Source organism: Bradyrhizobium sp. CAR08 (assembly GCF_052871955.1).
The window spans coordinates 58,989-71,122 of record NZ_JBIXJX010000004.1 but is presented as its reverse complement, the minus strand read 5'-3'; the positions used below and the strand labels follow the sequence as shown (position 1 = coordinate 71,122).

Sequence of the window (12,134 nt, the reverse complement as noted above, 5' to 3'; positions counted from 1 at the left end):
ACCCGCTCAATTGACATTGTCGCCGAGCATGTTGCGGAAGGCGGCGGCGACGGCGGCAATGCCGCTGGCGCCGTGCATCAGCGCGATCTCGCCCTGTTGCTCATGGCGGATGGCGTGGGCCATCACACGCAGGCGCAGATCGCCGCGGCTATGCCACATCTGGTCGGCCATCCTGACCGCGCCTGCGTGATGCTTGCTCATCGTCTCGACGAACACCGTGTCGAATTGGTCCGCCGGCGCGGCCTTGACCTGTCGCATCTCGGCCTGTGTCAGCAAGCCCGGCATGGCGGCACGTTCGTCCGAGCTGCAATCGGGCATCTCGGTGTCGAACCAGCTCAGCCACCACGTCTCGAAAATCCGGTTCTCGCCGGTCTGGCTTGCGACCATCAGCATCGCCAGCTTTCGCAGATGCGGGTCCTGCGCGCGCTCGGTGGCGATCCGGGCCAGCGCGATGCCCTGGGCGTGATGCGCAGTCATGTGGCGGATGTAAGTCTGGTCCGCGTCCCTGTCGCGGCCCGCCCACTGCGGCTCGTAACCATGGCTGCCGAACAAGGCAGCCGCGCCGAGCAGTGCGATCAAAGCCAGCGCGCCGGTGATCCAGGCATTGGTGAAGCGAACATCGCGCGCGGGTGCTGCTCCCCCGGTCCAGCGCAGCCGGGCAAACAGGGGGTACATCACGGCCGAGGAGCCGTGGACGAGCAGGCCGATCCAGTAGGGCTGCTGCAGCGTGAACAGCGGTTGCCAAAACGGAAACAGGGGCACCAGCACGAACCATTCCATGCTTGACGAGAACACGGCCCAGGGCAGCGCGAGCAGCAGGATCGTCAGCGGCCGCAGGTCGGCGGTCCAGCGCCCGAGCACACCGAAGAACACCAGAGCCCAGGAGAAGTCCGCCCATTGGTGGAAGGCGATCCCGACAAGGATCGCGCTCCACGACGGCTCTGCGCTGATCGCCCAATCGCGCGCGGGGATGGCGGCGACCGTCATCCAGTCGACGGCGGCATCGCGTCCGATGCGCGCGGCGAAGAGCTGGCTGACGATGGTCGAGAAGGTGCTGCTGACCAGGCCGAGTTCGGCAGCGGCGACCCAGCGCGAGCGTCGCCGTGAGGCGGCTTCATCACCGGTGCGAATTGACTTGGAAATGGCTGACGGCGCGGCGGCGTTCACGTCAGCTGATTGAGTTTCTTCAACGGATTGAGCTCGCTCGGCTTGCTCTGTTCGTCCCGGCCGCGCTCCGCTTGCTGCTTGCCTTCCTCATGGAGATCCTGATCCCCGACGATCTCGCCGACGGCCTGTTTCGTCTTGCCGGCGATCCGCTGACCGAGGCCCTTGGTCTTGCTCATGATCCGCCTCCTGGCTCACGCCGCCACCCCGGCGCTTGAAGGGGGTGAGCGCCGGGGCTGCGGTTTCGTCTATTCAGCCTCCGGCAGGGGGGACGTCGGAGGCGTTGATGAGACTCTCTGACGCGCGGATGGTTCCTCGGCCGTCACCGTGGCTCGAGTTCGATGATCACGCCTTCATTGCCGCGGAGCAGGATGGAGGCGTCCGGCAGCGGCTCGGATGGCAGGTCGAGATGCGTCGACATCAGCAGGCGGCCGCGACCTTGCCAATGCAATTTCCGCGGCTCGGCGGCAATGTTGAGCGCGACCAGAATTTCCTTGCCGCCATCCGTCCGCCTGTAGGCAAGAACGTCGTTCTGCGCGCGTAGGGGCTCGTAGCCGCCGTGGCGCAGGCACGCGCGCTCGCGCCGCAGTCGCATCAGCGCGCGAAACAGCGCCAGGATCGAACGTGGGTCGCGCTGCTGCGCGGCCACGTTGGCCGCGCCGTCGCGCGGCTCGAGCGGCAGCCATGGATCGCCGGTTGTAAAGCCGCCGTTGCTGCTGTCATCCCATCGCATCGGCGCGCGTTCGGGATCGCGGCAAAGGCCATACCCCGGCACGAGCTTCTCGAAGGGATCGTGGACGCGGTCGGGCGGAATGGGAACGCGCTTGCGGCCGATCTCGTCGCCCATGAAGAAGAAGGGCGTTCCCCGCAGCGTCATCAGCAGCATCGCCAGCACGCGCATTTGCGGCTCGCCGATTTGGCTCGCGATCCGTTGCTTGTCGTGACCACCGATCACCCAGACCGGCCATGCATGATCCGGGATGGCGTTGAAATACGCGTCGATCGTTGCTTGCAGGGACAGCGCGTCCCATTGCGAGTCCAGCAGTGCGAAATTGAGGGGCAGATGCAGGCGCGGTCGGTCGTTGCCGTAGAAGTGGCCGATGCGGTCGGTCTTGCCTTGGACTTCACCGCACAACATCCGCCCTGGATAGCCGTCGATCACCTCGCGAATGAATTCGATGCAATCCATCGTCTCCGGCCGGTCGTCGGTAAAGACGGGCGTCTGGCGCTGCGGCGGCGGCTTGCCTTTCGCTTGCGGGTTATGCGGATTGTCGCGCAGCAGCGCGTCCTTGATCAGGACCGCGCTGGCATCGACGCGAAAGCCGTCGACGCCGCGATCGAGCCAGAAGCGCATGACGTCGGCGATCGCGGCGCGCAGTTGCGGGTTGCGCCAGTTCAGATCAGGCTGCTCGACCAGGAAGGAGTGATAGTAATATTGCCGCCGCGCCTCGCACCATTCCCAGCCGCTGCCGCCGAAGCGGCTCAGCCAGTTGTTGGGCGGGCCGCCGTTCTCGGCTGCGTCGGCCCAGATGTACCAATCGGCCTTCGCGCTGTTCCGTGAGCTGCTGCTCTCGACGAACCATGCGTGATCGTTCGCGGTATGATTGGGCACGAGATCGAGGATCACGCGGATATCCGCCGCGTGCAGGGCCTTGAGCAGGCGGTCGAACGCCTCGAGGCTGCCGAACGCAGGATCGATCGAGCAGTAGTCGGAGATGTCGTAGCCCAGGTCGCGAAACGGGCTCTTGTAGACCGGCGTCAGCCACACCGCGTCGACGCCGAGCCATTTCAGATAGTCGATGCGGGATGTCAGGCCGGCGAGATCACCCTTGCCGTCGCCGTCCGAGTCCTGGAACGAGATCAGTGCGATTTCGTAGATGACGGCGGATTCCCACCACGCACCTTCGTTACGGGACGCTTCGCTCATTGTCTTGCATCACCTCGTCGCGCGTTCTCAGGTCCGTTCCGTCGCGGCGTGCGCTGCGATCTGCTTGGCCGCGGTTCGGGCGCTCTCGATGCCCTTGGGAAAGCCGCTGCGGTTCGGATACAGCTTGCGCCGTGCGTCGCGCTGCGGCCGCTGCGGCTTGGTGTCCTGCGCGGCGCGGTAATCGAGCATCGCGATGCCGCCGACCATCAGCAGCGCCAGCGCGATATTGCCCTTTTTGGGATTGTCCGCGGTCAGCCCCGAGAGCAGCGCGGCGGCATCGAGGCCGTCGCCGCCGACGCGGGCCCACAGGCCGGCGTTCTTCTCGACCGAGAGCGTCATGACCCCGGCCAGGATCTCGCGCAGGCCGAAGGTGCGGACCAGCGTCTCATGGCCCTCCATGCCCAGCGTTTCCGTGACGCGCCGCGGCGCGAAGAATTCCACGACGCCGAGACCGATGCTGAACCAGCCGAGCGCACGGGCGAGCTGGTCTTCGGGCCGCTTCAGGCTCGGGCCGCCCTCGACGATTTTCGGGTCGCCCTTGGTGCGAACGATGTTGGAGAAATGAAACATGGGTCTTGCTCCTCAGGGCTTCAGCACGACCTTGACGCAGGAGTCGCGCTTGTCGCGAAACACCTGGTACATCTCGGGGCCTTGGCTAAGCGGGACGGTGTGGGTGATGACGAAGGACGGATCGATCTGACCTTCCTCGATGCGATGGAGCAGGTCGTCGGTCCAGCGGTTGACGTGGGTCTGGCCGGTGCGCATCGTCAGGCCCTTGTTCATGAAGGCGCCCATCGGCAGCATGTCGGAGAATCCGCTGTACACGCCTGCCACCGAAATGATGCCGCCGGGCCGGCAGACATAGATCATCTCGCGCAGCACATGCGGCCGGTCGCTCTCCACCATGACCATCTGCTTGGCGCGGTCGAGCAGCGTGTCGGGCAGGGACGCCATCACATGCGACTCCATCCCGACGCAATCAATACACTTCTCAGGGCCTCTGCCGTCGGTGAGCTCCTCGAGTCGCTCGAGGACGCTTTCGGTTTCGAAGTTGATGGTGGTGGCGCCGCCCGCTTCGGCCATGCTGAGCCGCTCGGGCAGGCAATCGATCGCGATCACCTGGTTGGCGCCGAGGAGGATGGCGCTGCGGATCGCCATCTGCCCCACGGGACCGCAGCCCCAGATCGCGACCGTGTCGGTCGGCTCGATGTCGCATTGCACGGCGGCCTGCCAGCCGGTCGGGAAGATGTCGCTGAGAAACAGCAACTGCTCGTCGGGAATGCCCGCGGGCACCTTGATGTGCGTGGCGTCAGCGAACGGCACGCGCAAATATTCGGCCTGGCCGCCGGGATAGCCGCCGGTCAGGTGCGTATAGCCGAACAGGCCGGCGCCCGAATGACCAAACGCTTTTTCAGCGAGATGACTCTTGCGATTGGTGGTTTCGCAAACCGAGAAATTGCCACGCTTGCACTGGTCGCATTCGCCGCAAATGATTGTGAAGGGCACGACGATGCGGTCGCCCTTCTTCAGCTTGCCGTCGACGCCCGAGCCGACCTCGACCACTTCGCCCATGGTCTCGTGGCCCATGATGTCCCCGGGCAGCATGCCCGGAATGTAATTGTGAAAGAGGTGCAGGTCCGAGCCGCAGATGGCGCAGCTCGTGACTTTGATGATGGCATCCCGCGCGTCCTGAATTTCCGGATCGGTAACGGTGTCGCAGCGTATGTCTTCCTTGCCGTGCCAAACCAGCGCCTTCATCTCTTTTCTCCCGAGCTACGAGGCAACCAAGTCGAACAACGAACGATGGTTGCTATTGCACAGTGCAAAATCTTTGCGCCGCACCAGCGTGCGTCCCCGATAGGAACGAGCGGCCATTGCGGTGATTGGAGCGTCATCAATCCCACTCAAGGACTAGCGAAGGATACGCTCATGCTCGCCAATCAACTTGCCGTCGTCACCGGCGCCTCCACCGGCATCGGGCTGGAACTCGCCAGATGCTGTGCCCAAGCAGGTTTCAACCTTGTCATTGCGGCGGACGAGCCTGAGATCGAGAGGGTGGCCGTCGATCTCCGCAGGCTCGGCACCAGCGTCGAGCCGGTCCAGGCCGATCTCGCCACCACGCAAGGCGTCGACAAGCTCTGCGCCGCGGTCGGCGACCGACCGATCGACGCGCTGCTGGCCAATGCCGGCGTTGGTCTTGGCAAGGCCTTTCTCGACCAGGATTTTGCCAGGATCAAGCACCTCGTCGACACCAACATCACCGGCACGCTGTATCTGATCCATCGCGCCGGCAACGCGATGCTTCGCCGCAATTCGGGGCGCATCCTGATCACGGGCTCGATCGCGGGATTCACGCCGGGCAGTTTTCAGGCGGTCTACAACGCCAGCAAGGCGTTTCTTGATTCATTCTCATTCGCGCTCCGCGAGGAGTTGCGCGACAGCGGCGTCACCGTCACCTGCCTGATGCCTGGCGCCACGGAAACGGAGTTCTTCCGCCGCGCCGACATGATGGATACCAAGGTCGGCACCGAGCCGAAGGACAGTGCCTACGACGTGGCGAAGGCCGGCTTCGACGCCATGTTGCGCGGGGAGTCCGACATCGTGACCGGAATGAAGAACAAGATCCAGACCACGATCGCCAACGTCACGCCGAACGAGATGCTGGCCAAGCAGCATCGCAAGATGGCGGAGCCGGGCACGGCGAAGTCGTAGAACGATACCGTCGCAATCTAAGCTAACCGGTGCGGCGCGGACCGATAAGGAGGACGCCGATTCACATAGCCTAATGCGCAAAGCTCCCCGCGCCGTCAGACTGGTTCGGCTGGAAAAAGGGGGCTGTGATGCCGATGGATCGCGTCGAACAGGCCTTTGTCGCAACGGCAATCACGGGTTTTCTCGTCATGATGGCGGCGATCGTCTGGATGATGATGGGTTGATGACCGGGAGGGCTGCTGATTTGCGGATCGCGTTGCCCTATGCTGCGGTGCTTCTGTGTCTGGCGGTGACCGCCTGGCTCGCTTTCGCGCATCTGTTCTGATCGCCGTCAGGCTCGGCCGTGCGGATCGGCGATCAGCGCCGCCAGCCTCTGTGCCATCGCAGGCATATCGATCGGTTTCTCCAGGATCGGCACGTCGTGGAATTCCGGACTGATCGTGACCTTGTCGTATCCGGTCGTGAAGAGGAAGGGGACGTTCCGTGCCTTCAGTTCGCGCGCGACCGGAAAGATCATCTCGCTGCGGATGTTCACGTCGAGGACGGCGGCATCCAAGACACTGCCGTCGTGCAGGATACTGAGTGCATCGTTGAGATCGCCCACCGGGCCCGCGATGTCTGCGCCGAGCGCGCGACATGCTCTGCCAATGTCGTCGGCGAGAAAATATTCGTCCTCGACAATGAAGATGCGTCGCCCGCTGAGCGCCGACTCTGGACCTGACGATCGAGGCGACATCGCCATGGTGCCTTCCACCCCTTCGTTGCCGGTTCATAGGAACATAGGGCGGTGACCCGCCTTGGTACAAACGAATACAACCGATAGTGGGTTCCATGAGCAACCGCGACATCATCGTCATAGGTGGCTCGGCCGGCGCGACCGCGCCGCTGAAGCAGATCCTGGGCCGGCTGCCGCCGGATCTGCCCGCGGCGGTGTTCATCGTGCTGCACATCCCGGCGCAGGGCATCGGCATTCTCTCGACGGTGGCCAGCAGCGCCGGTCCGCTCCCGGTCCGGCAGGCCGAAAACGGCATGAAGATCGAGCCAGGCCGGGTTTATCTGGCCGCACCGGACCACCATCTGCTGCTGTCCGACGATCGCGTATTCCTCGGGCGCGGCCCGCGCGAGAACATGGTCCGGCCGGCCATCGATGCCTTGTTTCGCTCGGCCGCCATCAATTACGGCCCGCGTGTGATCGGTGTGCTGCTCAGCGGCCTGTTGTCGGACGGTTCGGCCGGTCTCAACGCCATCAAGCGTTGCGGCGGGATTTCGGTGGTTCAGGACCCATCGGATGCCATCGCCGATGAAATGCCAAGGAGCGCCCTCGAGGCGACCATCATCGATCTTTGCGTTCCCGGCGCCGGAATGGGCGACGTGCTGTCTGATCTCGCCAGGGAGGCTGCCGGCGCCGCACTGCCGATTCCGCCGGAGATCCGGCTCGAGGTCGAGATCGCGGCCGGCGAACGGATCGGCAGTGACCGTCTCGTCTCGATGGCCGATCCGGTTGCGCTGACCTGTCCGGCCTGCGGGGGCGTCCTGTCCGAGATGAAGGAATCGCACCCGATGCGCTTCCGTTGCCAGGTCGGTCACGCCTTCGCCGCCGACGTCCTCGCAAAAGAGCAGGAGGGGCAAGTGGATGAAGCCCTGCGGGTCGCACTGCGCATCATCGAGGAGCGGGCCGAGCTGGTGCAGCGCATGGCCGCCGACGGACGGCGCAACGGCCGGCCGGCGGTGGCCGAGATGTACCAGGCGCGCGCTGCCGAATATCGCGAATATGCCGACATGATCCGGCGCGTTGTGCTAAAGTCGCTCGATCCTCCCATTCGCAAGCGGGAGGCTTGAGGGTCGCGATGGCCATTCCCCTCACCGAATGGACCGAGCAGCTCGATACCGAGCGCCGCCATCTGATCAAGGCCGATCGGGATATCGAGGAGGGTTCGCAGCGCATCCTCGATCAAGAGGCGCGCATCCGCGAGCTCAGTGCCGGCGGCCACGACGCGGGCCAGGCGGAACGGTTGGTCGAGGCGCTGAAGCAGACCCTCACGGAATGGCTGCGCCATCGCGTCCTGATCGAGCAGCGGATCGCCTATCTTCGGCAGCAAGTCGGTCCGGAGTGATCTGGGGGCGTTGGCAGGCCACCCAAGCTCAATGCCTAATGCCCAATGCTCGCTGTACGGAACGCAGCGTGACGTTTCCGCCTTGCACCTGTTGGGATAATATCAATTCTGCTATTTGCGGCGAGCGGGCGTCCTCTGGTTCCCGTCACTGAATGAGGCTATCGAGATCATGCATGAAATCGGCGACCAGCCGGTCGAAAGAGAGCGCCAGACCAGGTCTCCGCTGATCATCGGGGTGGGCGCCGCGCCGACAGCTCTGGATAGTGTCGAGCGGTTCTTTTCCAGGCTGACCGTAAGCGCCGACCAGGCCGTCGTGCTCGCGTTCCAGCATCATGAGGCCCTCGACGAGCCGCGGCTGCGCCAGATCGTGCGAAATTCCCACGGTGGCAAGATTTCCGACGTCGGTAACGACCAGACCATCGAGGGTGGCACGATTTATCTGTGCCCGCCCGCGATGATCACGACGATCCACGGCGGTCGCTTCGGCGTTCGCCCGGCCGAGCAGGCGCCCGGCGAGCGGGCCACGATCGACAGCTTCCTGGTGTCCTTGGCGGAAGAACGCGCCGAGCAATCGATCGGCGTGATCCTGTCCGGCATCGGCGGCGATGGCACGTTGGGTACCGCGACACTGAAGGACCACGGCGGCCTTGCCATCGCCGAAAAAGGCGCGAGCGACGAGGCGGATCATCTGAAGGACGCCGATACGCCGGCCGCGATCGCCGACTACGTGCTGACCGCCGAAGACATCGCCGAGCACATCCAGGTCTATGCCCGTCATCTGCGCCGGCTGGAGGAGAAGCAGGGGTTCGACGAGGTGCTGGCCGCTGCAGCGACCTCGCTGTCGCGCATCGCCGACATCCTGCGCAGCAAGACCGGCAATGATTTCCACGGCTACAAGCAGAACACCTTCCTGCGTCGCGTGCAGCGGCGGATGCAGGTGGTCCAGATCGGCGACATTTCCGCTTACGTCGATTTCCTGCGCAACGACCAGGACGAGGCGCAGCACCTCTTCAACGACCTCTTGATCGGCGTCACCGAATTCTTCCGCGACAACCGCGAATTCGAGGTGCTGGAGAACCAGATCGTCCCGAGGCTCTTCGAAGGCAAGGACGCGAGCCAGCAGGTTCGCGTCTGGGTGCTCGGCTGTGCCACCGGGGAGGAGGCCTATTCGATCGCTATCCTCCTGCGCGAGTACATGGCCAAAATGGACTCGCCACCGCAGGTTCAGATCTTCGCGACCGACATCGACGGACGGGCGCTGGCGGCTGCGCGCGTCGGCCGCTATCGCACCAAGATCGAAGCGGAGATGACCGGCGAGCGCCTGGCGCGCTGGTTCGTGCGCGAAGGTGACACCTATTGCGTGGTCAAGGAGCTGCGCGAAATGTGCATCTTCTCGCAGCACAATGTCATCAAGGACGCGCCGTTCTCGAAGCTCGATCTCGTCTCCTGCCGCAACCTGCTGATCTATCTTAATGCCGAACTGCAGAACCGGGTGATTCCGCTCTTCCACTTCGCGCTTCTGCCGGATCGCTTCCTGTTCCTCGGCAATTCCGAGAACGTCACGCGGCATCCAAAAATGTTCGTGCCGATCGACCGTCGCGCCCGCATCTTCAAGAAGCTCGAGACCGGAACCCGGCTGCCGCCGGAATTTCCCATCACGACCGCTGCCGGGAGGGCAACCCTCGAGGTGGCGCCGTCGCGCTCGTTCCGCCCCGACGTCGGGCTGGAGCGCCGCGCACAGCGGATCGCCGAGCGCTATGCGCCCGCCTATGTCATCGCCGACAGCAACTTTCAGGTCCTGCACTTCTCCGGGCGCACCGGACGCTACATCGAGCCGACGGCAGGCGCCGCCACGCTCGATCTGCTCCAACTCGTCCACCGCGATCTCCGCCTGGACCTGCGTGCGGTGCTCAGCCGCGCGGCGGAGACCAACGAGCCCGCCCATGCCGAACAGGTGCAGCTCGGCGCCAACGGCCAGCACATTCCCGTCGACATCACGGTGGAGCCGATCCAGGAGAGCGGCAGCGGCGATCGCAATTTTGTCGTCCTGTTCAAGGACGGCCCGGTGCGCGCCATCGATGCCGGCGCAGGCAAGCCCAATGCGTTGGTGCAGACCGAGCATGTCGAGCGTATCGAAGGCGAGCTGCGGGCGACGCGGGAGCGCCTTCAGGCGACCATCGAAGAGCTCGAAAGCACCAATGAGGAGCTGAAGTCCTCGAACGAGGAATACCAGTCCCTCAACGAGGAGCTCCAGTCCGCGAACGAAGAACTCGAAACCTCGCGCGAGGAATTGCAGTCGGTCAACGAGGAGCTGACCACCGTCAACGGCGAGCTTGCTCACCGCGTCCAGGAATTGACGCGCGCCACCAGTGACCTCCGGAATTTCCTGGAGAGCACGCAGATCGCGACCGTATTCCTCGACAACGAGTTGCGCGTGATGAACTTCACGCCGGCGATCACGCAAATTCTGCATCTCGTAGAAACCGACATTAGTCGGCCCATCGCGCACATCAAGGCGCGCGTCCCGATCGAGGACCTCTATGACGACGTTCGCAGCGTGCTGCGGACGCTTGCCAGCGCCGAGCGCGAGCTGAGGGCGCCGGACAGCGGCACGCGCTACATCGTGCGAATCCTGCCCTATCGCAGCATCGAAAACTTCATCGCCGGGGTCGTGATCACCTTCGTTGACATCACCGCCATGACCCGCGCCGAGGAGCGGCAGCGCCTGCTGCTGGCCGAGCTTCAACATCGGGTCCGCAACACGCTCGGCGTGGTGCGCTCGATCGCCCGTCGCACGGCCGATACGAGCTCGACCGTCGAGGAGTTTGCCTCTCATCTCGACGGCCGGCTCAACGCTTTCGCCCGTACCCAGGCGCTGGTGACCCGCGATCCCGAAGGCGGCGTCGATCTCGAATACCTCGCCGTCGAGGAGATGCTGGCCTATAATGCCAGGGAGGGCGAGCAGGTACGTGTCAGCGGTCCCCCGGTGCGTTTTCAGTCGAAGGCAGCGGAAACCTTTGCCCTTGCCATTCACGAGCTCGCGACCAACGCACTGAAATACGGCGCCCTGAGCCGGCCGACCGGTCGCATCGAGATTTCCTGGCGCCTCGAGCAGGGCACCGACCCGGCGGAGCTGGTGTTCGAGTGGCGGGAGCGCGGTGGGCCGCCGGTTGCGCCGCCGCCGCACAAAGGATTTGGGACCGAGCTTCTGGAGCGCACACTCGCGTTCGAGTTCAAGGGGCAGACCAGGTTGGCATTCAGTCCCAAGGGATTGGAATGCACGATCACCATTCCCCTCAGCAAGCGGGCGTTTCATACACCGGCGGTGGCCAGCTGATGCCCTTGTCGACGCTAGATCGCAGCCAGGTGGACCCGGTCATTCGCCGGCTGAACGTGCTGAGGCCCTTGTCGACGGAGGCCCGCACCTCGCTCGAATACGCGATGCTCGAGGGAATCCAGCGCGCAGGAGCGGGCGAGGATCTGATCTCGGAGGGCGATCCGGTCGACAGCGTGCGCCTCGTGCTGTCCGGCTGGCTCTGCCGCTACAAGACGCTGGAGGACGGCCGGAGACAGATCGTCAATTTTCTCTTTCCCGGCGAAAGTTGCGACGCGCACGCGTTCCTGCTCTCGGTGATGGATCATTCCATCGCGGCGATGACGCCGGTCGTCTACACCGAAATCAAGCGCGCGCGGTTCGAGAGTCTGGTGGCGGGGGACCGTGGGCTCGCGGAAGCGTTCTGGTGCGAGACGCTCGTCAACAACGCGATCCAGCGCGAATGGGCCATCAACCTCGGCCGCCGGGTGGCCTTTGAACGCGTGGCCCATCTGTTCTGCGAGATCATCGAGCGGCTGCGTCCTGTCGGCATGGTCGAGGGCAATTCCTGCGTGATGCCGGTGACGCAAATGGATCTTGCGGACGCCACCGGCCTGTCGGTGGTCCATCTCAATCGCACGGTTCAGGAGTTGCGTGCTTCCGGTCTGATCGTGCTGCGCGATCGCACGCTGACCATCACCGATCTCGATGCGCTCAAGGATGCGGCGCTGTTCTCCCCGAGCTATCTGCAACTCTATCGACGGAGCTAAGCGTTTGCTCGCTTCGGGAACGGTCGTACTTGATCCAGGTTAGTGTTCGCGGATGTTTTTTGAGCGGATGGCTGGTTTTGAGTAATTGACGTAACTTACGTAAAGGCAGTTTCGTCCCGAATCCTGTATTGTCG

At 64.1% G+C, this 12,134-nt stretch carries 11 protein-coding genes; 5 read left to right on the top strand and 6 right to left on the bottom strand.

The genetic code is table 11. The features are described from left to right. Positions 1 to 6 precede the first annotated feature (6 nt). From ACIPUD_RS10155 to ACIPUD_RS10135, 5 genes are all read right to left on the bottom strand, one after another. Entirely contained in the window at positions 7 to 1,167 is a 1,161-nt protein-coding gene (locus tag ACIPUD_RS10155; protein ID WP_446480496.1) for a DUF305 domain-containing protein, read from the bottom strand. After that, complete coding sequence (locus tag ACIPUD_RS10150; RefSeq protein WP_018455222.1) at positions 1,164 to 1,343, bottom strand: hypothetical protein; 180 nt, start codon at positions 1,341 to 1,343, stop codon at positions 1,164 to 1,166. Before ACIPUD_RS10150 ends, ACIPUD_RS10155 begins: the two co-directional genes overlap by 4 nt. Before the next feature lie 143 nt (positions 1,344 to 1,486). Then, positions 1,487 to 3,091: an alpha-amylase family glycosyl hydrolase gene (locus ACIPUD_RS10145; protein ID WP_018455220.1), complete on the bottom strand. Its 1,605-nt coding sequence runs from the start codon at positions 3,089 to 3,091 to the stop codon at positions 1,487 to 1,489. A 27-nt stretch (positions 3,092 to 3,118) separates the two neighbouring features. Continuing rightward, positions 3,119 to 3,661 carry a hypothetical protein gene (locus tag ACIPUD_RS10140; RefSeq protein WP_018455219.1) on the bottom strand — a complete coding sequence of 181 codons (543 nt, stop codon included), beginning with the start codon at positions 3,659 to 3,661 and terminating at the stop codon, positions 3,119 to 3,121. 12 nt (positions 3,662 to 3,673) lie between these two features. Then, entirely contained in the window at positions 3,674 to 4,849 is a 1,176-nt protein-coding gene (locus tag ACIPUD_RS10135; RefSeq protein WP_018455218.1) for a zinc-dependent alcohol dehydrogenase, read from the bottom strand. A gap of 171 nt (positions 4,850 to 5,020) precedes the next feature. Here ACIPUD_RS10135 and ACIPUD_RS10130 point away from each other — a divergent pair, with 171 nt between their 5' ends. Continuing rightward, positions 5,021 to 5,803 (top strand): SDR family NAD(P)-dependent oxidoreductase, encoded by a 783-nt coding sequence (locus tag ACIPUD_RS10130; RefSeq protein ID WP_446480495.1) that lies wholly within the window; start codon positions 5,021 to 5,023, stop codon positions 5,801 to 5,803. A gap of 331 nt (positions 5,804 to 6,134) precedes the next feature. Here ACIPUD_RS10130 and ACIPUD_RS10125 read toward each other — a convergent pair whose 3' ends face one another. Further along, entirely contained in the window at positions 6,135 to 6,545 is a 411-nt protein-coding gene (locus tag ACIPUD_RS10125; RefSeq protein WP_085384485.1) for a response regulator, read from the bottom strand. Positions 6,546 to 6,634: 89 nt separating this feature from the next. On the opposite strand from ACIPUD_RS10125, the gene ACIPUD_RS10120 reads away from it, so the two are divergent. The 4 genes from ACIPUD_RS10120 to ACIPUD_RS10105 all read left to right on the top strand — a co-directional run bounded on the left by ACIPUD_RS10120 (position 6,635) and on the right by ACIPUD_RS10105 (position 12,000). After that, positions 6,635 to 7,642 carry a chemotaxis protein CheB gene (locus tag ACIPUD_RS10120; protein ID WP_446480494.1) on the top strand — a complete coding sequence of 336 codons (1,008 nt, stop codon included), beginning with the start codon at positions 6,635 to 6,637 and terminating at the stop codon, positions 7,640 to 7,642. An 8-nt stretch (positions 7,643 to 7,650) separates the two neighbouring features. Further along, positions 7,651 to 7,917, top strand: a complete 267-nt coding sequence (locus ACIPUD_RS10115) for a hypothetical protein (protein WP_446480493.1) — start codon at positions 7,651 to 7,653, stop codon at positions 7,915 to 7,917. 169 nt (positions 7,918 to 8,086) lie between these two features. Then, positions 8,087 to 11,254, top strand: a complete 3,168-nt coding sequence (locus tag ACIPUD_RS10110; RefSeq protein WP_446480492.1) for a CheR family methyltransferase — start codon at positions 8,087 to 8,089, stop codon at positions 11,252 to 11,254. Continuing rightward, positions 11,254 to 12,000 carry a Crp/Fnr family transcriptional regulator gene (locus ACIPUD_RS10105; RefSeq protein ID WP_085351355.1) on the top strand — a complete coding sequence of 249 codons (747 nt, stop codon included), beginning with the start codon at positions 11,254 to 11,256 and terminating at the stop codon, positions 11,998 to 12,000. Before ACIPUD_RS10110 ends, ACIPUD_RS10105 begins: the two co-directional genes overlap by 1 nt. Positions 12,001 to 12,134: the final 134 nt, after the last annotated feature.